Here is a 23,149-nt window from a genome sequence, read left to right on the forward strand (position 1 = left end):
AATCCTTAAAAAAAGGCGGGTGATATAACCGTTATAATTCATATTTGTCTAACCTTCTGTATAACGCTGCTCTTGTGATTCCTAATTCTTTTGCCGATTTAGAAACATTTCCTTTATTCTTCTCCAGAACTGTAAGAATTGCATTTTTCTCTATACTATCTAAATTCATTGTAGTGGTCGATGAAGTTTTGGTCGTTTGGCGTTCGATAGTTGAAAACACCAAATCCTCTGGTTTCAAAACATTTCCATCTGTCATTATTACAGCTCTTTCTAAAACATATTGTAACTCTCTAACATTACCTGGGAAATCGTGTTTTTTTAATTTAGATATAAATCCAGAATCCAACGAAAACTGTGCTTTATTATATTTATCCGCATAGATACCGATAAAGTGTTTTGCTAATAACGTAATATCAGTTCCTCTATCTCGTAATGGTGGCATAACGATATCCACCGTATTTATTCTATAAATCAGATCTTTTCTAAACTTCTGCTCATCTGCCAATACTTTGGGTTCCAGGTTTGTTGCACATATCAACCGTATATCGATCGGTATTTCCTGATTAGAACCTAAAGGAGTTACTAATCTATTTTGTAATACGGTTAATAATCGTACCTGTTGTCCTAGGGTGATATTTCCTATCTCGTCTAAAAATAAAGTACCGCCGTTGGCAGCTTCAAACCTTCCTGTTCTATCCTCTTTCGCATCTGTAAAAGCACCTTTTTTATATCCAAACAATTCACTTTCGAAAAGAGAAGAAGTAAGCGCTCCAACATCTACTTTTACAAATGGCTTATTCCTCCTATTAGAATTATCATGTAATGCTCTTGCGATTAAATCTTTACCAGTACCATTCTCTCCAAGAATCAAAACATTCGCATCTGTTGGAGCGACTTTTTTAAGTTTTAAGAAAACATCTTTTATCGCGTCGCTTTCTCCAATGATGGTACTCGTAGAAAGTGTTTGAGGATTTTTGTTGGTTGTATTAGATTTTCGGGCTTTTAATAATGAACTAATAGTATTTATTATTTTTTCATTCTTCCATGGTTTTACCAAAAAATCCGAAGCTCCTTCTTTTAGGGCTCTAATCGCCAAATCGATATCAGCATACGCTGTAATTAAGACTACATCGGTATCAGGTCTAGATTTTTTAATTTCATTTAACCAAAATATGCCCTCATTACCTGTATTTACCAAACCATTGAAGTTCATATCCAAGATGATAATATCAAAACTCTTCTTGTCTATCTGAGCACCAATATTACTTGGATTTTTTTCAATAATTACCTCCTTTACCAAAGGCTTTAATAAAAGACGCAATGCAGTTAATACATCTACATCATCATCTATAACTAAAATCGTAGCTTCCTTTAATACCATTGATACAATATTACAATATTATCCTGATGTCGTAAAAATTATAAAAACAAAATATTTTGGGATTGCTAAATGTACTATTTCCGAACAGAAAGTGTATCAAAACCGAACACTTTTATTTTTACAAAAAAACATTAAATACTGATAATCAGATATTTATTTTTTTGGCATCATCTTGACTATCTAAAGATTGTAATTAAAAAATCAATCAATGGACGTTCCAATTCAAAAAAAGAAATTTTCTAAATCACGTATAGCGATGGTAATAGGTGGTTTATTAGTAGTAGCACTCATCATCTTTGTCTTTTCTCAATCTCTGGGAGGATCTAAATTAAATGTAGAAAAGGAGCGTATCGCTATCAGTACTATTAAAAAAGATGTGTTTCAGGAAAACATTCCTGTAAACGGAATTGTCCTACCTATTACAACAATCTATTTAGATGCATTAGAAGGCGGAAGAGTTGAAGAAAAATATGTCGAAGATGGAGCAATTATGAAAAAAGGAGAGCCTATCCTAAGATTATCTAATACAGACTTAGAATTAAGTCTGATCAATCAGGAAACATCGGTGTACAATCTACTTACTCAGATGCAGATTTCTCAAAATGCAGCAAGACAAAATACGATTAATCGTCGTAATCAATTTACGGATGTAGAAAATAGCCTTATCGAGGCAAAGCGAGTATATGAATTAAACAAAAGACTATATGATAAAGGAGCTGTAGGACGACAAGAGTATGAATCCTCTGAGAACAATTACAAATACCAGCAAGAAAGAATGCAGTTAGCCAAACAAGTATTAAGTCAAGATTCTATCTCTACTAAACTAGAATTAAATCAAGCACAAAGCTCTTATACCAGAACTCAAAATGCTTTAGAATTAATGCGAAAAAAAGTAGGAGATCTTGTCGTTCGAGCACCGGTAGATGGTCAATTGACTTCTTTAGATGCGGAAATCGGACAATCTAAAAACAAAGGAGAGCGATTAGGTCAAATAGATGTACTTAGTGGATATAAAGTAAGAGTTGATATCGACGAGCACTACATCTCCAGAATATACAACGGTCAAAAAGGAACCTTCAGTTTTAATAACAAGATGTATACCCTAGTGATCAAGAAAGTATTCACTCAAGTAAATAATGGTCGTTTCCAAGTAGATATGCAATTCGAAGGTAATGTTCCAGAAGGAATTAGAAGAGGACAAAATCTACAAATAAGAGTGGCACTTAGTGCAGAAAAACAAGCCCTGTTAATCCCTAAAGGTGGATTTTTCCAAAAAACAGGTGGAAACTGGGTTTATAAAATAAGTGAAAACGGAAATTCAGCATATAAAGTGAACATAAGTTTAGGTAGCCAAAACACTGAATACTATGAAATTATCGATGGATTACTTCCTGGAGATAAGGTAGTAACCTCTAGTTACGACAGTTTTGGAGATACCGAAGAATTAATATTAAAGTAAAAGCAATCAATTAAAAAAATAGATCGAAAATGATACAAATAACTGATTTAGAAAAGTTCTACAGAACTGAAGAAGTACAAACTATCGCATTAAACAAATTATCGTTTGAAGTAAAGGAAGGTGAATTCGTAGCCATCATGGGACCATCTGGATGTGGTAAATCAACCTTATTAAACATCCTTGGATTGCTCGATGATCCAGATGGAGGAAGTTTTAAATTCAATGGAGAAGAAGTTGCTGGATATAACGAGCGTAAGCGTTCAGATCTTCGTAAGCATAATGTAGGTTTTGTATTTCAGAGCTTTAACCTTATTGATGAGCTTACTGTTTTTGAAAACGTAGAATTACCTCTTATTTACACTGGTGTAAAACCTGCAGAACGTAAACAACGTGTAGAAGAAGTTTTAGAAAAAATGCAAATCATGCACAGACGTAATCACTTCCCTCAGCAATTATCAGGTGGTCAGCAGCAAAGAGTTGCCGTAGCAAGAGCTGTAGTAAATAATCCAAAATTAATTCTTGCCGATGAACCTACTGGAAACCTAGATAGTACAAATGGTAATGAGGTTATGGATTTATTAATAGAACTTAATGAAGCGGGAACTACAATCATAATGGTAACGCATAGCGAACATGATGCCAAATACAGCCATCGCATTATCCGAATGTTAGACGGTCAGAAGGTAACAGAAAATGTATTAGTGTAGAGGTCATTCATCAAATCATCAAAAAAAACGAGCAATCATGATTAAGAATTATTTTAAAATAGCGTGGAGAAATCTTTTAAAGAATAAGGTCTATTCTTTTATCAATATATCCGGTTTAGCTATAGGAATGGCGGCCACGATACTTATAGGTCTTTGGATACACGATGAACTTAATCACAATAAGCATTTTGAAAATCATGATACGATTGCTCAAGTGTTCCAGCATGAATCTTCAAACAACGTCGTAGGAACAGGACCTGCAATTCCAAGACCATTAGAATTTGCTTTGCGAGAAAAACACAATGATAATTTTAAGCATATCATTATGTCTTCTTGGGAACAACCAAGGTATATCCGATATGGAAATACCAATATTAACAGACGTGGTTATGCGATGCAAGAAGGTGCTCCAGAAATGTTAAATCTAGAAATCATTGTAGGAGAAAAAAATGGAATCAAAGAAAAAAACTCCATTATGTTATCCGAATCCTGTGCTCAAGCATTATTCGGAGATAACATAAGTATAGCTATTGGAAAAATAGTAAAAATTAATAATCGTGATGATCTTGCGATTACAGCTGTTTTTAAAGATAATCCAGAGAATACTTCTTTTAAAGACATGGATTATTTAGTGCCTTGGAAATACTATATCACTACACAACCATGGTTAGAACGTGCCAAAACTGCTTGGGGTAATAATTCATTTCAGTTATTTGTGCAGATCAATGATAACACCACTATGGAAGCTATTACTTCTAAAATCATTGATGTAAAGAAAAATGCCTCTCCAGAAGAAGCAGAATTTAATCCGCAAATATTTCTTTTTCCAATGAAAGATTGGTATTTGAGAAGTGAGTTTGAAAATGGAATTCAAACAGGAGGACGTATCGAAAACGTGTGGTTATTTGGTATCATCGGAATATTCATTTTATTGCTTGCTTGTATCAATTTCGTAAATCTAAGTACCGCTCGTTCCGAAAAAAGAGCAACGGAAGTTGGGATTAGAAAATCTATTGGTTCACAAAGAGGACAACTTATATTCCAGTTTTTAAGTGAATCATTTTTAATCGTTGTGTTGTCATTCGTTGTAGCAATAACCATTGTACTCATCAGCTTAGGCGGATTTAATAACTTGGCTAGTAAGGAGATTCTTTTTCCTTGGGCTAACCCAATCTTTTGGATCATTTCTGTATTATTTATTTTACTTACAGCATTCTTATCCGGAAGTTATCCTGCACTCTACTTATCATCATTTAATCCAGTATCGGTATTAAAAGGAACTTTTAAAGCTGGTCGTTTTTCTGCACTTCCAAGAAAGATATTGGTGGTCACACAGTTTACGGTATCTATCGCATTAATTATAGGAACGCTGATTGTCATGAATCAAATTCAACATAGTAAAAACAGACCCACAGGATATGATAAAGAAGGATTGGTGCAAATGCCTGTAATGAGTAGTGAATTTATCGGAAAAGCTGATGTAATGCGAGATCAATTCATAGCTTCTGGAGGCGCTATAGAAATGGCAACTACCAGTAGTCCTACAACAGATGTCTGGTCTAATCGAGGTGGATACACTTGGGAAGGTAAACCAGTAGGGTTTCAGGAAAATCTTGCTTATACAGATGTGTCTTATGAGTTTGTAGAAACATTAGGCGCTGAAATTATTGAAGGAAGAGGTTTCTCCAGAGATTTTCCATCCGATTCATCGGCAGTTATTTTAAACAAAACCGCAGTGGCATATATGGGTATTAAAAATCCTATTGGAAAACTAATCAGACATTCTGATGAAAATGACCCTAACCCACCTCTTAAAATTATTGGTGTAATCGATGATATCATTATGCAGTCGCCTTATAGCCCGGTAAAACAATCTATGTATGCTTTTGATCAACACGGAAATGTTTCTTATTGGAACTTAAGACTAAATCCAGAAAATAGTGTTCGAAAAAACTTAGAAATCATAGAAGGAGTTTTCAAAGAGAATTTCCCTAACGTTCCTTTTGATTATCAATTCATAGATGAAGAATACGCGAAAAAGTTTAGAGCCGAAGAACGAGTTGCAAGCCTTTCTAAAGTATTTACGGTATTAGCAATCTTTATCAGCCTTTTAGGTTTATTTGGACTTGCTTCATTCGTTGCAGAACAACGTACTAAGGAAATAGGAATTCGTAAAATATTAGGAGCTTCGATTACACACTTGTGGATGCAATTATCTAAAGATTTCATCACTTTAGTAATGATTGCACTTATCATGGCGGCTCCATTGGCATATTACTTTATGAGTCAATGGCTTCAAAAATTTCCTTATAGAATCAATATATCCTATACAACTTTTTTAATTGCTGGTTTAGGTGCATTGCTCATCACAATCATTACGGTAAGTATCCAAGCCATACGAACCGCAACTACCAACCCAGCCAATTCTTTAAGAACGGAATAAATCATCAATCAAAAAACGAACAGTAATGTTTAGAAATTATCTAAAAATATCCTTAAGAAACTTACAGAAAAACAAAACGCTTTCTCTGTTAAACCTTATTGGTCTAAGTATAGGAATATCAAGTGTATTAACACTATTGTTTTCTGTATATGCATACTATAACGCTGATAGTCCAATACCCAATAAAGAGCATATATTCTATGCAAAAACGATTTTAACAGATGGTAATGATTATAACGAAGTGCCCTACCCATTACTAGATCGTGTGTTGAATAGTTCTCCGGATGTTATTGCAGGAACGCATTTACATAGTTGGAATACTATTTGGTTAGCTTCCGACGGAAAAGATTTTCAAAATAATACGAATTATGCTGATCCTGAGTTTTTTGAAGTATTCGATCTTCCCTTTAAATATGGAAATAAAACGACCGCTTTAAAAGAAAAATACTCTATAGTACTTACAGATAAAGTAAGCAAACAGATTTTTGGAGATATCAACCCAGTTGGTAAAACTATCGTTGGAGCGGATACACTCAACTTAAAAGTTACTGGAGTTTTTGAACCTATTAGTCCATATTCGTCTTTTAGATTTGAAGTTTTACTTCCTAATACAATTCTTGAAACAAATGCTTCTTTTATCGCTCAGAATAACTGGGATAATACCTTTTCTCCTACTTATTTTAAAATGAGACCTAATAGTGATCTAACCAAACTTAAAACTAGTATATCGGAATTGATTATCGGAAACCGTACAGAGGGAAGCCCGATTGCCGAAATGAAGATAATACCATTCACAGATTTGCGAACGGATGCTATTCCTGTTGTTGACATTATCATTAACAGTTCCATTGCCGCAGCGTTGTTTATTTTACTTATCATATTAGTTAACCTTTTGAATCTAAACACTTCTACTATGCTGAGTCGCACAAAAACAATTGCTGTGAGAAAAGTATTAGGAAGTGATAAGAAAGGGCTCATTTTACAATACTGTATAGAGAATGGTATCCTGGTTTTCGTTTCTATACTTATATCCATGTTGCTGTTCTTTACCGTAAACCTTCCTAGATTCAATGATACCTTCGGTCCAGAATTTGGAAGAATTTCCTTTAATCTGATCGAAGATTATCCAGTTATTTTAGGAATTATTTTTATTGGAATTGTTGCAACCTTAGTAGTGTCTATATTGCCTAGTCTCCGTTTTGTAAAAATCCCTGTGACTCTAGGTATTAAAGGAAAAATCCAGCAAGTAAAAAGTAGCTTTTTGTTACGCAACTCTTTTATAATTCTTCAATTTACTATTGCTATCCTATGCATAAGCGTTGCTGTTATACTCAACAAACAGATAGGCTTTATGAAAAATGCAGATTTAGGTTTTGAACGTACTAATGTTTTGGTAGGTAATATAGATCTAGATTATAAAAACTTTGATATTGCTCAATCAAAATTTAATGCGCTTTTAAATGAATTAGAGTCTAATCCTTATGTAAAGAGTGTTTCTACGAGTCAAGCAGTGCCATCAGAGTATTATTTCAACTATACCACGTATTATGATAAAGAAAATAATAGGGATGTAAGAATCCGAAGGTCATATGCAGACGATTCTTATTTTAAAACATTAGGCATTCCAATAACCAAAGGGCGTAATTTTGATAAAAATCTGGATCAGGCTGATGAATATCCAGTCATCATAAATGAAGCGGCGTTAAAAGCTTTTGGATGGAAAACAATCGATGGAAAAACACTTGGGTCTAAAGGAGAAAATACAATAAAACAACCTATAGTAGGTGTCGTAAAAGATTTTCACTATCAAGATTTACAAAATGCTATTGAACCTTTGGTTCACATTTACAGAGATCGAAAAACATTAGACAAGCATAGGTTTTTAACAGTACGTGTACAAGAAGGTCATGAAGCCAGTATTGAGAAAATGATTACTACCGCATTTGAGAATATCCCTTCGAGAAAAACTTATATACAATCCAGGTTAACGGATAAAGTTAGTGGTCAATATTTATTAATTGAAGGAATTCTAAAGTCTGTAAGTATTACAGCAATACTCGCAATTTTTATTTCATGTTTAGGCCTTTTCGGACTCATTTCTTTTTCTGCGAAAAGAAGAGTAAAGGAAATTGGAGTTCGCAAAGTTTTAGGTGCTGGTGTTACCAAGATAGTACTCTTATTATCTAAAGATTACATCTTCCTTGTAGGAATCGCCGCACTTATTGCATTTCCAATTGCATGGTACGCAATGAACTCTTGGCTAAATGGTTTCGCCTATAGTATCTCAATTAAATGGTGGATGTTTGGATTGGCTGCTGTTATTGCCCTATGCATTACCTCATTTACATTAGGAATAAGAGCTATTAAATCCGCTATGGCAAATCCAATAAATTCATTAAGAACGGAATAAATCATCAATCAACAAACGAACAGTAAACCAACAATCATGATAAGGAATTATTTTAAAATAGCATGGAGAAACCTTTGGAGAAGAAGAGGTTTTACATTTATTAATATCACGGGCTTATCGATAGGAATGACAGCCAGCTTTCTAATGCTTTTATATGTTAGTTTCGAATTAAGTTACGATAACTTTCATAGTAAAACAGATAATATCTACAGGGTTGTTGCAGATATTAAAACTCCTTCTGATAATATAGAAGCGAATATAACCGCTTGGGCTGTTCCTCCTAATTTAGAGAAGGATTTTCCTGAAATTACATCTGCAGTACGGATAAATGATTTAAATATGATCGTTCGCAAAGATGATCTAAAATTTAAAGAAACCAATGCTATTGCAGCGGATTCCAGTTTTTTCTCTGTTTTTGATTTCGAATTGGTACAAGGAAACCCAAAAGAAGTACTCAAAAAGCAATTTAGTATTGTATTATCCGAAACTACAGCAAAAAAATACTTTGGAAACCAAAATCCTGTTGGGAAATCATTAAAAATAACTGAAGAAGGGTTCAACTCTGTAGTAACTGGAGTAATGAAGGATTTTCCCGAAAACTCTCACATCCAAGCGGATATGATACTATCGCTAACCACATTTACACAAAATTTAGACAAAGAATTAGATACCAGATGGGGTAGTTATGACGCGGCAGCATATGTGTTGGTAAATCCAAATACTAATATAGATCAACTAACTTCTAAATTTCCAGCATTCTTAGAGAAGCATAGCGGAGAATTTATGAAACAAAGTAAAATGTTCGTCACATTACACTTAGAACCTCTTAAAACATTATATCTGCAATCCACCAGAGGTGGAACTGGTGGTGGGAGTATGACCAATGTATATATATTTTCTATCATAGCTATTTTTATTCTTCTTATTGCGTCTATCAATTTCATTAACCTTACTACCGCTCGTTCCGTAGAAAGAGCAAAAGAAGTGGGTATCCGAAAGGTTATGGGTGCCGAAAAACAACAGTTATCACTCCAATTTATTGGAGAATCAATTATAACTTGTTTGATAGCTTTTTGCATTACAACGGTCTTAACCATGCTAATCTTACCGTTTTTTAATGATATCTCAGGAAAGGTAATTAGCGAAGGCTTGTTTTCTAATTATTCCAATATTTTTAAATTATTTGGAATTTCATTAGCCATAGGAATTTTTGCAGGAATCTACCCTTCCATAGTATTATCCTCTTTTAAACCTATACAAGTCCTTAAAGGTAATTTCTCTACTGGTGGTAAAGGTGTTTTGCTTCGTAAAAGTCTTGTAATTATACAATTTACTATTTCGATTATACTTATTACTGGTACGATTATTATCTATAATCAAATGGAATATATGCGTAATCAGGAATTAGGGTTTAACAAGGATCAGTTATTAATTCTTGAAGCAGAATCATCTACATCTCAATTGGCATTAAAGAATGCTATCAGTAATATTTCTGGAGTAAAATTCACAAGTTTAGGTTCTAGTGTACCTGGAGGAGGAAATTCATCAGCTTATTCAGAAATAGAAAATAAATCAGGGGATTTGCAAATAGCAAATCTAGACCTCTACTTTGTTGATCATGATTATATCCCACAATTTGATCTTGAAATTTTAGCTGGAAGAGCATTTTCTAAAGATTTCGCTTCAGATTCTACAAAAGCGATGATCATTAATGAAGAAACTGTAAAATTACTAGGATATAGTGATCCACAGAATGCTATTGGTGCCAAATTTAAACAATGGGGTCGTGAAGGTCAGGTAATTGGCGTTGTTAAAAATTTCCACTTCAACTCTCTTCATGATCAGATTGGACCTCTAACCATGAGAATGGAGACGAATAGAAATGATTTAATTACTGTAAAGCTAGCTTCTAATAATATGAAACAAACTATTGGTGAAATAGAGAAACTATGGGAGTCATTTTTACCAGAACAGCCTTTTGATTATTACTTTTTGGATGATGCATTCAACGAACAATATGAAAGTGAAGAGCGATTTGGAAATCTGTTTCTGTATTTCGCTAGTTTAGCAATACTAATATCCTGTCTAGGTTTACTGGGACTTGCTGCTTACAGTACATTACAAAGAAAACGAGAAATCGGTATTAGAAAAGTAATCGGAGCTTCGGTATCTGAAATTGTAAATCTTTTATCCAAAGATTTCCTAAAACTTGTAATGATTGCTTTTGCTATTGCTTCTCCTATTGCTTGGTATGTGATGCATAATTGGTTACAAAACTTCGCATTTAGGATTGATATACAATGGTGGATGTTCCTATTATCTGGTGGCTCAGCGATCCTTATAGCCATATTCACCGTTAGCTTTCATGCGGTAAAAGCTTCTCTATCAAATCCAGTAAACGCACTTAGAACCGAATAAATCATCAATCAAAAAACGAACAATCATGATCAGGAATTATTTTAAAATAGCATGGAGAAGCCTTCAAAAAAACAAACTACAAACTACAATTAACCTGCTAGGGCTTACAGTAGGTACAGTCTGTTGTTTGAGTATATTATTATATGTATTTGCGCAGTTAGGTTATGATGATCATCATAAGGACGCTGAGGCTTTATATAGAGTACGAACAATTATCGATGATCCTAGTTCTGTTCAATTCAATGCTGCATCCAGCGGACCTCCTATTGGTTTTGCTATGAAAGAAGACTTTCCTGAGGTTATAGAAGCGACTCGATTGGTATATATGGGTGAGGGTACAGAAGAACTTATTAGAGCAAGTGATCAGAATGAAGGTTTTTATGAACCAAGAGGTTATCTTGCAGATGCTACTGTTTTTAATATTTTTACTTTTAAGTTTTTAGAAGGAAATCCTGAGACTGCATTAGTGGAACCTAATACCGTCGTACTATCTGCTTCATTAGCTCAAAAACTATTTGGTAATGTGCCTGCCATTAATAAAACTGTATTATCAGGAAGTGGAGAGCAACAATTATCACTAAAAGTAACCGGTGTTTTTGATGATAGTAATCCAGAAAAATCTCATATCAATCCTAATTATCTGGTTACGATGAATACTCCAGGTCTTGGAGAGTTTGTAAGAACAGTACAAAACTTTGCAACACAAAACTTTATTTATACCTATGTAAAGCTAAACTCGTCAGATAATGAGGACTTAGTACAAAGTAAACTTCCGGGCTTTTTAAATGCTCGTGGAGCGAAAGATTTTGCTAAATTAAATTTCACAAAACAACTGTTCCTTCAAAAAGTTAGTGATATACACTTACATTCCAAAGGCATATCCAGACAAATCGGACCTATATCAGATATTAGTTATCTATATCTTTTAATCACTCTAGCCTTATTTATTCAATTAGTAGCTTGTGTGAATTTTATCAATCTAAGTACCGCGAGAGCCAACAAAAGAGCTAAAGAAATTGGTGTTCGTAAAACCATTGGAGCTGACAAAAAATCACTTATCGGTCAGTTTTTGGGAGAATCTATATTACTTTCTCTTTTTGCTACCTTAGTAAGTATTCCTCTAACAACAATTCTTCTTCCTGTCATAAATTTGCTTACCCAAGGTAATGTAGCTTATCTTGATATATTAGATTGGAGAGTATTAACAACACTACTGGTAGTAGGTATTCTTACAGGATTTGTTGCTGGAATTTATCCTGCACTCATACTTTCCTCTGTAAAACCAACTCGTGTATTAAAAGGATCTGTATCAACAAACCCTAAAGGCACTTTATTACGCAAAGGATTAGTCGTTTTTCAATTCGTAGTATCGATTGGATTAATCGCTACGGTATACATTATTACGCAGCAAGTTCGATTTGCTCAAAATAGAGATATGGGGTATGAAACTGATAATCTAATCGCTGTTCGTTTGGGTACCCAAGAGGCCTTTGCGCAATATGAAACGCTTAAAACCAATATGAGTGCCGTATCAGGTGTAAAATCTGTCTCTGGATGTAATATTTTCCCTTCTCAATTATTAAGAAGTGACGTTGGTGCCTATTTACCAAGTGGAGATCCTACAAAACCTAAATTGGTAAAAACAAATGGTATCAATGCTGATTATTTACAAACCACTAAGACTAAACTCCTTACTGGTCGTCCCGTAAAAAAACAAGACACTACTCAAGTATTAGTCAATAAAGCCACAATAGATGCCTTTAACATAAGTCTAGAGAATGCTATCGGACAAAAAATTCTTTTCTCTACTGGTGGTGATGTTACTACTGTAGAAGTAATCGGAGTAACCGAAGACTTTCATTATGCTTCGCTAAAAGAAGAAATCGAACCTTTATTAATGTATGTAGATGATACACCAGAATGGTTATTAGTAAAAACAGAAACATCTAATTTCGAGACCATTCTTAGTCAATTAAAAACTGCTTGGAATGAGGTAAATAAAACAACTCCTTTTGTTTACACTTTTGTCGATAAAGAAGCTGAAAAACTAATTGCCGAAGAAAAACGCCTTGCGAATATTTCAGTTGCCTTTACTACACTCGCTATATTGATCAGCTGTCTGGGATTATTTGGATTAATCTCTTTTATGGCAGAACAAAAGAAAAAAGAAATTGGAATACGAAAGGTACTTGGTGCTAGTGTAAGTACGGTAGTAAAAATGTTGACCAAAGACTTTTTCACCTTAATTACGATAGCACTAATCATAGCTACTCCTCTAGCCTACTATTTGATGGAGAACTGGTTACAAGACTTCACTTATAGAATATCAATAAGTTGGTGGGTATTCTTATTGGCTGGTATCGTAACTATGGCTATCACGCTTTTAACAGTTAGTATCGAAGCTATGAAAGCAGCTACCGCAAATCCAGTAAATTCATTACGAACAGAATAAATAAACGCATAATTATGATTAAGAATTATATCAAAATAGCCTTTCGTAATTTATGGAAGAATAGAATTTTCACATCCTTCAATATTGTAGGATTGACATTAGCATTTGGGGCAGCTTTGTTATTAACTATCTATGCTGTTTTTGAATTATCATTTGACCATTTTCACGAAAATGGAGATCAAATCTATATGGTATACTCAGAAGACAGCACCCCTAATGGCATAGAAGCCAATACTTCCCAATCAGAACCTTTTGCAGAAACTTTACAGAAAGAAATAAGCGGAGTTGAGAAAATAACACGTCGTGCTGGTGGAAATTTATTATTAAGTTATGAGGATAAAGAATTGAGAATGAATGGTGCTTTTGTAGATCCGGACTTTTTCGACATCTTTAGTTTTCCCATCATTAAAGGGGATACACAAAACCCCATAACATCAGAATCTTCTATTGTCATTACAGAATATGCGGCAAATCGAATATTTGGTGATAAAAATCCAATTGGACAAACGGTAACAATTCTTAGAGATGGTAAACAAGTACCTTTTACCATTAGTTCGCTTATCGAAGATTTTCCTGATACTAGTTCTATTGGTTTTGATATCGTATTAAACTTTAAAAGTCAAGGAGAACATGCATATGGCAGAACTGTGGGTCGCTGGGATGTTGAAAACCATGAAGTGTACATGAAATTAGCGCACGGAATTACACCCGAGCAATTTGAAAACAGCACCAAAGATTTTACAAAACTACATTATAAAGATGCTATAGAAAGTGCAAAAAGAGATGGTATCCAACCGATTGTTAATGGGGAGTACAAACAAATAAAATTACTATCATTTTTAGATAAAAAGTTTGCCAATTTTGATCAGGGTCCTGCCAAAGTAAATCGAAAAATGCCGTATATCGTTTTAGGTATAGCACTACTCATCCTGTTTATAGCATGCGTAAACTTTGTGAATATGAGTGTTGCCAAAAGTGATCAAAGACTTCGAGAAATTGGCATGCGAAAAACTCTTGGAGCCAATAAAAAGCAATTGTTTTTCCAATTTTGGGGAGAAAGCGTTCTTGTTTTTATAATTTCTGTGATTCTAGGTATTTTAACTACCATTCTTCTACTTCCCCATTTTAAAGTACTTTTTAAAACCAAAGCAACTTTTGGTACCTTATTAGATCCTGTATCTATAGTCTTCTTACTATTAGCAATAGTTGGCATCACACTCATAGCAGGCGGATATCCTGCGATACTAATGAGTCGTTTGAATACCATACAGAGTTTAAAAGGTAAATTAAATAACAACGGAAAAAACTATTTACGAAACGGTTTAATTGTAGCACAATTTGGAATTGCTACGATATTGATATGTGGAACTCTTGTGGTTTGGGAACAAGTTCAATTTTTACGAACCAAAGATTTAGGATACAATAAAGAACAAGTGATTGCCTTCCCACTAAACGGAAAGCGAAATGATCAACAAGCTTTACAACTTTTGCGAAATGAATTAAAAGATCAGACAAACATTTTAAGCGTATCTGCATCCAATAATATCTTAGGTTTAGGTAAAGATGGATCCCGATCAACCAGTATTTTCGGTTTTGATCATAAAGGTGTCGGCGTTGAAACTCATATGCTTGTAGTTGATTCAGATTATATCAAAACTTTGGATTTAGAATTGCTAGAAGGTAGAGCCTTCAGGAAAAATCTGGCAAGTGACAGTCTATCAGTCATTATCAATGAGTCTATGGCTAGACAACTCAATGAAGATCAAATACTAAACGCTCAGTTAAACATAGATGATAAATTCTATTCTATAGTTGGAGTTATTAAAGATTTTAATTTTCAGGATTTAGATAGAAATATTGCACCAATGTCTCTTTTTGCACTACCTGATTGGAATCTGAGAAACGTATATGTAAAAGTTGCTCCTCAGAATCTAGAAGCATCTTATGATATTGTAAAAAATGCTTGGGCTACTATAGAACCTAACGCAGAGTTTCAAGCTTCCTTCTTGAACGAAAATGTTGACAGAACTCTGAAAAGAGAACGCGATATGATCTCTATGATTAGTAGTGGTTCTTTATTGGCAATTATTTTAAGCTGTATTGGTCTTTTTGCGATGACCTTGCTTATTGTTGCAAAACGAAAAAAGGAAATAGGCATTCGAAAAATTGTTGGAGCAAATATTACAGCAATTACTATGCTTCTAACCAAAGACTTTTTAAAGTTAGTTTCTATTGCCTTTTTGATTGCTGCACCTATTGCCTGGTGGATGATGAGCAAGTGGTTACAAAACTATATCTATCGTATCGATTTGAATATAGTATTATTTCTTGGAGCTGGAGGTATTGTTTTATTAATTGCTTTACTTACAATATCCTTCCAAACGGTTAAAACTGCAACTGCAAATCCGGTGAATTCATTACGAACAGAATAATATCAATTTTTCTGCTCCAAAGCAGATCTAAAAGCAGACAATTATGATTAGGAATTATTTCAAAATAGCTTGGAGAAATATACAGAAACGAAAAGTGTTTTCCTTTATAAACATCTTAGGATTAGCGCTTGGGTTTGGATGTTCGATTTTAATATTTCTATTTGTAAACTACCATTTACAATTCGATAATTTTCATAACAATTCTGATAGGATTTATAGAGTTGTCACCGAAGAACATCAAGATGCTATAGAATATGAAGCAAGTGTTCCTCCAGGTTTTGCAAGTGTATTCAGATCTGATTTTAATTATTCTGAAAAAGTAGCGAACATCTTTATTAGACAAGAATGGCAAATCGATGGAATGGATTCTAACACCAATCGTTTATTAGAAGATGTAGTTTTTGCGGAGCCCGATTTTTTTGAGATATTCAATTTTCCCCTACAAGAATCTCTTGGTACACATAATTTCGCAGCACCTAATGTTGCATACATCACCAAGAGTTTTGCTAAGAAAATGTATGGCGATAGTACATCTTCTTTGGGAAAAACATTTACACTTCAGAATACAGGAACTATACAAGTTATAGGAATACTTAATGATATCCCTACTAATTCTTCTGTACAAGGAGATGTATTTATATCCTATGAGAGTCTTAAAAATTATAGTCAATTTGCATATAGCAAGAGTTGGGGAGGTATCACAAACAGTTTACAGTGTTATACCCTTTTAAGACCTAATCAAGACATCTCTCATATTGAAAAAACACTTATTCCTTTGGTTTCTAAATACAGACCAAAAAGTAAAAACGTACACAGATACAAGTTACAACCACTTAGTGATGTTCATTTAGAACAAAAATATGGTGGTATTAATGTGAATTTACTATGGATATTTTCTTTAATTGGGATATTTCTTATAGCAGTTGGTTGTATTAATTTTATTAATATTTCCACAGCACAAGCATTTTCCAGATCTAAGGAAATTGGGGTTAGAAAAGTACTTGGTGTAAGTAAAACCAAACTATTCTGGCAATTTATATTAGAAACTTTTTTAATAAGTCTCTTCGCATTACTACTAGGAATTGGGATTTCTATTGGAGTATTACCCAAGTTCAATGAATTATTTGAATTGCAGTTAAGTATCCAATCTTTACTTTCCTTTAAGGTAATAAGTTTTCTTATCACACTTTTATTACTAGTATCACTTTTGGCAGGTAGCTATCCTGGCATTTTAATGGCAAGAATTCTACCTACTCTGGCATTAAAAGGGAAACTTACCCAGAATGATACTGGTGGTAAATTGACACGAAAAGTATTAGTAACCACTCAATTTGCAATTTCAATTATGCTTATTGTAGCAACTATCGTAATCGGTAAACAAATCAATTTTGCAATTACTTCCGATCTAGGTTTTGATAAAGAAGCTATCGTAATGTTAGAAATTCCAGAAGAAATTGAACTATTAAAATTACAAGGACTAAAAAACAGATTAAATAATATTTCAGGAGTATCAAATACTACAGCTTGTTTATCAAGTCCTGGAGCAGCAGAAAATGAATGGGGAACTAGTTTCCGATATCATAATAGACCCCAGTATGAAGAGTTCTCCATAGGTGCTAAACTTGCCGACGAGGATTATCTAAATACATTTAATTTAAAACTTATCGCTGGACGTAATTTTTTTACTTCGGACTCTATAACAGAAGTTGTGGTTAATCAAAGAGTAGCAGATAAACTAGGTCTCTCCTCCTATGAAGAACTAATAGGAAAACAAATAGAAGCCAATCGTGGAAGAGTAAAAGCTACCATCGTTGGCGTTATTGCTAATTTCCACGATCAAAACTTCTTAAGCGGTATTGGTCCCGTTTTTATAGCGCCAGAAAAAACTGGTTATAGCGAACTCGCTGTTAAAATAGATGGTGCCGATATAAGTACTGCATTGAAAGCTATCGAAAGTCGCTGGAAGGAAGTGTTTCCAAAATTTGTATATCAATATAAGTTTTTAGACGAGCGCATAGCTCAACAATACATCGAAGAGCAACGTTTCTTATCAATGACCAAAATATTTTCTGGTCTTGCAATTTTTATCAGTTGTTTAGGGCTTTACGGACTTATTTCTTTCTTTATCGCACTAAAAACAAGAGAAATTGGAATCAGAAAAGTATTAGGTGGAAAAGTTAAGGATATCCTAGCTATTGTAATGCAAGATTTCTTCAAATTGATCTTATTAGCAGGTGCTATAGCATCTCCAATAGCCTGGTATTTTATGAATAACTGGTTACAAAATTATACGTACCGAACAGAAATAAACTGGTGGATTTTCGTAGTTGCTGTGGGGTTACTATTAATTATCACTTTACTTACCATTAGTTACAAAGCTATTAAAGCAGCCACTGCCAATCCGATCAAAAGCCTTAAAACAGAATAAATCAATCAATGTGTCCGCCTATCGTGGATCTAATAACACAAATCAAAAACGAACAATTATGATCACTAATTATATAAAAGTTGCTTTCCGAAGTTTATTAAAAAATAAAGGATATAGCTTTTTAAACATTTTTGGATTAGCTATTGGTATTACTTGTGCAAGTCTTATTTTTCTTTGGGTAGAAGATGAAGTAAGTTTCAATAAGGATTTTGCGAGACAAGATCATATCTATTATACACCTACCAATCAGAATTATGAAGAAGAATGGAGAACCTTCTACTCTACTCCAGGTCCTCTTGCTCAGGCAATGAAAGATGAAATCCCTGGTGTTATTAGAGCTACCAGGTCTAGTTCTGAAGAACGACTTTTTACGGTTGGTGATCGTGCTATCAATAGAACTGGAAGATATGCAGATGCCGATTTTCTAGATATTTTTAGTTTAGAATTTATTGAAGGATCTATAAAAGGAGCCTTTGAGAATCCAGAAGCCATAGTCGTTACTCAGGAAACAGCTGAATTCCTCTTTGGTAAAAACGAAAAAGTACTCGGAAAAACTGTAAAACTTAACAATAAGGACAATTACCTTATCACTGGAGTTGTAGAAAATTTACCAGAAAATGTTTCCTTTCCATTTGATTGGGTAGCTCCATTTGAGCGCTACAGAAATGGTGCTGAATGGATGACAGAATACGGTAGTAATTTCTCTGATACGTTTGTAGAGTTATCGCCAGAAGCTAACGTAGTCGAAGTGAATGAAAAAGTTAAAGCTCTGATCCCTGCAAAAGATCCTGAAAGTGACACTTACGCCTTTTTACATCCTATGAAAGATTGGTATTTGCGTTCCAAGTTTGAAGGAGGCAAAAAAGTTGGTGGAAAAATCACCTATGTACGTCTATTTTCTCTAATAGCACTGATCATATTATTGATTGCTTGTATTAATTTTATGAACTTATCCACCGCTCGCAGCGAAAAGAGAGCAAATGAAGTAGGTGTTCGAAAAGCTATCGGTTCTAGTCGATCTCGTTTGATTATTCAATTTGTATCAGAATCTATGATGATGGCTTGTTTTGCAGCTATCATAAGTATTATATTATTGGTGGTATTATTACCGCAGTTTAATCTCCTGATTGATAAAAATCTTGTTCTTGGTTTATCCAAACCTTCTCACATTGGTATATTATTAGTTATTACTATAGTCTGTGGATTGTTTGCTGGTTTATATCCAGCCTTTTACCTATCCTCTTTTAGACCAGTAGAAGTTTTAAAAGGCATAAAAGTTAAAAGTGGTTCCGCTTCATTTATAAGAAAAGGATTAGTGGTAGGACAATTTACTATTTCCATTGTTTTTATCATCTGTACAATCATCGTATATCAACAAATTCAGCATGCTAAAAATAGAGAGCTTGGATATGATAAAGAACGATTGATTTCTATGCGTGTTAATGATGAAATTATTGATAAGTTTTCTGTAATTCAGCAAGATCTAATTAAAAGCGGATATGCTCATAATGCTGCATTGTGTAATTCTCAAATCCTATCTGGAGGTAATAATGGTTCTGGATTTACCTGGCAAGGAGGCGTTAATACCCAAGATGTTTTGCTATCCTTTAGAAATATAACAGCTAGTTTTTTTGAAACTACAGGCATGGAAATTGTTGAAGGTCGTGGTTTTGGGACAAATGTAGATGCCGATAGTACCAATGTAATGATTTCTCAATCACTAGCTAAACTAATGAAGACTGATAATCCAGTAGGTAAAAAGATTAATAGAGGTGATGAATCTTACGAAATCATAGGAGTTGTTAAGGATTATCTCTACGATGATATGTTCGATACCAGTGATCCGGTATTGTTTATAAACAACCCAAATTTTGCAAGATATATGTATATCAAAACAAAACAGGGCACGCCAATTGATCAGGCAATATCCGGAATAGGAGAAGTACTGAAAAAGCACAATCCTGCTTTCCCATTCGAATATACTTTTGTGGATGAAGCTTTTGATGCTAAATTTAAAAGTGAGCAACTTATCGGTGAGCTATCTAGAATCTTTGCTTTGTTGGCAATTTTTATATCCTGTTTAGGGCTTTTTGGATTAGCAGCATATACCGCAGAACAGCGAAGCAAAGAAATCGGAGTACGAAAAGTATTAGGTGCCAGTGTAACCGGTATTGTAAAATTACTATCAAAAGATTTTCTAAAATTAGTCTGCATTGCCATTGTATTAGCAGTGCCCTTAGCTTGGTTCTTTATGAACAACTGGTTACAAGACTATGCTTATCGCATAGAAATTAACTGGATAGTGTTTGTCATCGCAGGAATTGTCGCAATTCTCATTGCATTAGCAACTGTAAGTTTTCAGGCTGTTAAAGCGGCAATAGCCAACCCTATTAACAGTCTAAAAACCGAGTAATAAAAACTAACATTATGATCCGGAATTATTTTAAAATAGCATGGAGAAACATCTTAAAAAACAAGGTGTTTTCTTTTATTAATGTTATTGGACTTACTATTGGTCTAAGTGCTTCTTTTGTAATAGGTCTTATGATTTATTATGATTATACTTTTGATGATTTTCATAAGGATGGAGATCGAATTTATCGAGTGGTCACAAATTTTAAAAACCCTGAAGGTGAATTTTATAATTCTGGAGTTACTATAGCTTTAGAAGATGCTATTCGTGAAAATTCAAACTTTGAAATGGTGAATGGTTTTTACAGCGAAAGACCCGCAAAAGTAGAAAACAAAGAAAATGATCTTACGCTGAAGTGGCCCAATTTTGTGATCTTTACAGAGCAAAATTATTTTGATATGTTTCAGTATGAATTCTTAGCAGGAAATACAGATGAAATATTATCACAACCTAACCAAGTTATTCTAACAAAGACAAGGGCTTTGGAGTATTTCCCAAAACTAAAACCCACTGAGATTATTGGTAAAACTTTGATTTATAATGACTCAATTCCTATTACTGTTTCTGGAGTAGTTGAAAATTTTGCAAGACGCACTGATTTAGTATTTCAGGAATTCATATCACGTCCTACCCTATTACAAACCCGACTTAGAGAAAACATCTTAGAAAAAAACTGGAACAGTACTAACTCCGCTTCACAGCTATATGTAAAGGTTAATAAGAATGCAAGTCTTGATCAGATTCAAAAAGATTTTGATGCATTAGCCGAGGCACATATAAATGAAGAAGTAGCACAATATGGACAAACAAGACAATATGTTTTACAACCACTTAGAGAGATTCACTTTGATGATCGTTATGGTATCTATGATTGGACACGTACTCAGGCAAGTAAATCTTTGCTACGAAACCTCGCGTTAGTAGCCCTGTTTCTTTTACTATTGGGGTGTATTAATTTCATTAATCTTAATACAGCGCAAGCCACACAGCGAGCTAAAGAAATTGGAATACGAAAAACACTCGGTAGTTCTCGCAAACAAATTATTAAACAATTTATGGGAGAAACCTTTATACTAGTGATGTTATCTGCAATTATTTCTATAGCATGTACTAGTTGGTTAATCAAGTTATTCTCAGACTTTGTCCCCGAAGATTTGGAATTCGAGCTTATTGGAACTCCAATAATCATATTTGGTATTGCGATCGTATTGATGGTCGTTACTTTCTTAGCTGGTTTTTATCCTGCCTTGGTACTATCAAAATTCAATACGGTTTCTGTTTTAAAAAATCATTTAGGTATTGGCGAAAAGAAAGTAGGACTCAGAAAGTTTCTAACCGTTTTTCAATTTACCATAGCTCAGGTATTTATAATTGGAACCTTGCTAGTTAGCAAACAAATTAATTATGTATTAAGCAAAGACATGGGCTTTAAAACCGAGGCCGTAGTCTCCGTTTATAGTCCGCGTAGCGAAAGAGAGCTTTCTAAGAAAGAAATATATGCACAAAAACTAAAGGCAATACCACAAATAAAAACCATTAGCCTTGGAGGAGTACCGCCAGCATCAAGAAATACTAACATTTCTAACACTACAGTGCATAATGGAAAAACTGAAGTGAAATCTGAATTACACTTCATTTTTGGAGATACTGATTATCTAGATCTATTCGAGCTACAGTTATTGGCTGGTCGTGTTTACAAGAATGATACGATACGAGAAATTGTTATCAATGAAACTGCTCGAAAAATATATGGCTTTGAAACTCCGGAAGAGGCTTTGGGAGCTATTGTTGATTTTGGAGATGAAAAAATTCCTATCGTAGGAGTGATGGGAGATTTTCATCAACGCTCTTTAAAATCTGACATAAGTCCAATGGGATTGATTGGAGATTGGTATAGACCAAATTTTAGTAGATTTCAGGCAGTACATATAGCTTTTCAAAACAACACCGAAGAAGGGTTAACACCTGTTCTATCTAAAATTGAATCCGCTTATAAATCTGTTTATACAGAGATTGATGATTATCGTATCGAATTTATGGATGAAACCATTGCTAAGTTTTACAATAGAGAAAAGAATATTTCTAAATTGCTAAATTGGGCCACAGGCTTATCTATTTTAATAAGTTGTTTAGGATTGTTAGGACTAGTTATTTATACCACCAACAGACGTATCAAAGAAATTGGAGTACGTAAAGTCTTAGGAGCATCTCTACTGCAAATTAATACTATCTTATGCAAAGAATTTCTAGTATTGGTAGCTGTTGCTTTTGTTATCGCAGCGCCTATAGCATGGTATGGGATACAAAATTGGCTAAATGATTTTGCTTATAGAACTAATATTAGCGTATGGATATTTCTTCTTGGAGGTAGTGCGATGATTCTTTTAGCACTTATGGTGATTAGTGCTAAAACCTTGCAAGCTGCTAATGCAAATCCAATTGATTCTTTACGATCAGAATAATAAGGATTGTAAAGTGTTCGATTTTGAACAAAAAGTGTATCAAAATCGAACACTTTTTATTTTAAAAATAATTTTAAAACACTGATTTTCAGTGTTTTATTTTTTTGGCATCATCTTCACTATATACATACCAAATTCAACAAT

11 protein-coding genes are annotated in these 23,149 nt (G+C 33.9%); 10 read left to right on the forward strand and 1 reads right to left on the reverse strand.

Going from position 1 to position 23,149, the window contains the following annotated elements:
• Positions 1–31: 31 nt before the first annotated feature.
• Positions 32–1,381 (reverse strand): sigma-54 dependent transcriptional regulator, encoded by a 1,350-nt coding sequence (locus Q1A73_RS16055; RefSeq protein WP_299607382.1) that lies wholly within the window; start codon positions 1,379–1,381, stop codon positions 32–34.
• 208 nt (positions 1,382–1,589) lie between these two features.
• On the opposite strand from Q1A73_RS16055, the gene Q1A73_RS16060 reads away from it, so the two are divergent.
• From Q1A73_RS16060 to Q1A73_RS16105, 10 genes are read left to right on the forward strand one after another with little or no spacing between them, the layout of a single operon-like run.
• On the forward strand, positions 1,590–2,840 hold the full coding sequence (locus tag Q1A73_RS16060; RefSeq protein ID WP_299607384.1) for an efflux RND transporter periplasmic adaptor subunit: 1,251 nt from the start codon (positions 1,590–1,592) through the stop codon (positions 2,838–2,840).
• 29 nt (positions 2,841–2,869) lie between these two features.
• Positions 2,870–3,547: an ABC transporter ATP-binding protein gene (locus tag Q1A73_RS16065; protein ID WP_299607386.1), complete on the forward strand. Its 678-nt coding sequence runs from the start codon at positions 2,870–2,872 to the stop codon at positions 3,545–3,547.
• 37 nt (positions 3,548–3,584) lie between these two features.
• A complete protein-coding gene (locus tag Q1A73_RS16070; RefSeq protein WP_299607388.1) occupies positions 3,585–5,990 on the forward strand; it encodes an ABC transporter permease in 2,406 nt (801 codons plus the stop codon).
• Positions 5,991–6,015: 25 nt separating this feature from the next.
• Complete coding sequence (locus Q1A73_RS16075; protein WP_299607389.1) at positions 6,016–8,400, forward strand: ABC transporter permease; 2,385 nt, start codon at positions 6,016–6,018, stop codon at positions 8,398–8,400.
• Positions 8,401–8,436: 36 nt separating this feature from the next.
• Positions 8,437–10,818, forward strand: a complete 2,382-nt coding sequence (locus tag Q1A73_RS16080) for an ABC transporter permease (protein WP_299607391.1) — start codon at positions 8,437–8,439, stop codon at positions 10,816–10,818.
• A gap of 25 nt (positions 10,819–10,843) precedes the next feature.
• Positions 10,844–13,270 (forward strand): FtsX-like permease family protein, encoded by a 2,427-nt coding sequence (locus Q1A73_RS16085; protein ID WP_299607393.1) that lies wholly within the window; start codon positions 10,844–10,846, stop codon positions 13,268–13,270.
• Between the two features lie 14 nt (positions 13,271–13,284).
• Positions 13,285–15,702, forward strand: coding sequence for an ABC transporter permease (locus Q1A73_RS16090; RefSeq protein WP_299607395.1), 2,418 nt, complete (start codon positions 13,285–13,287; stop codon positions 15,700–15,702).
• Positions 15,703–15,745: 43 nt separating this feature from the next.
• On the forward strand, positions 15,746–18,130 hold the full coding sequence (locus tag Q1A73_RS16095) for an ABC transporter permease (protein WP_299607397.1): 2,385 nt from the start codon (positions 15,746–15,748) through the stop codon (positions 18,128–18,130).
• A 58-nt stretch (positions 18,131–18,188) separates the two neighbouring features.
• A complete protein-coding gene (locus tag Q1A73_RS16100; protein ID WP_299607398.1) occupies positions 18,189–20,543 on the forward strand; it encodes an ABC transporter permease in 2,355 nt (784 codons plus the stop codon).
• 14 nt (positions 20,544–20,557) lie between these two features.
• A complete protein-coding gene (locus Q1A73_RS16105) occupies positions 20,558–23,005 on the forward strand; it encodes an ABC transporter permease (protein WP_299607399.1) in 2,448 nt (815 codons plus the stop codon).
• Positions 23,006–23,149 lie beyond the last annotated feature (144 nt).

This window comes from uncultured Aquimarina sp., assembly GCF_947492115.1.
Taxonomy (GTDB): Bacteria; Bacteroidota; Bacteroidia; order Flavobacteriales; family Flavobacteriaceae; genus Aquimarina.

Coding starts and splice junctions, on each gene's coding strand:
- Q1A73_RS16055 (WP_299607382.1), bottom strand. CDS start 1,381: ATGGTATTAAAGGAAGCTACGATTTTAGTTATAGATGATGATGTAGAT.
- Q1A73_RS16060 (WP_299607384.1), top strand. CDS start 1,590: ATGGACGTTCCAATTCAAAAAAAGAAATTTTCTAAATCACGTATAGCG.
- Q1A73_RS16065 (WP_299607386.1), top strand. CDS start 2,870: ATGATACAAATAACTGATTTAGAAAAGTTCTACAGAACTGAAGAAGTA.
- Q1A73_RS16070 (WP_299607388.1), top strand. CDS start 3,585: ATGATTAAGAATTATTTTAAAATAGCGTGGAGAAATCTTTTAAAGAAT.
- Q1A73_RS16075 (WP_299607389.1), top strand. CDS start 6,016: ATGTTTAGAAATTATCTAAAAATATCCTTAAGAAACTTACAGAAAAAC.
- Q1A73_RS16080 (WP_299607391.1), top strand. CDS start 8,437: ATGATAAGGAATTATTTTAAAATAGCATGGAGAAACCTTTGGAGAAGA.
- Q1A73_RS16085 (WP_299607393.1), top strand. CDS start 10,844: ATGATCAGGAATTATTTTAAAATAGCATGGAGAAGCCTTCAAAAAAAC.
- Q1A73_RS16090 (WP_299607395.1), top strand. CDS start 13,285: ATGATTAAGAATTATATCAAAATAGCCTTTCGTAATTTATGGAAGAAT.
- Q1A73_RS16095 (WP_299607397.1), top strand. CDS start 15,746: ATGATTAGGAATTATTTCAAAATAGCTTGGAGAAATATACAGAAACGA.
- Q1A73_RS16100 (WP_299607398.1), top strand. CDS start 18,189: ATGATCACTAATTATATAAAAGTTGCTTTCCGAAGTTTATTAAAAAAT.
- Q1A73_RS16105 (WP_299607399.1), top strand. CDS start 20,558: ATGATCCGGAATTATTTTAAAATAGCATGGAGAAACATCTTAAAAAAC.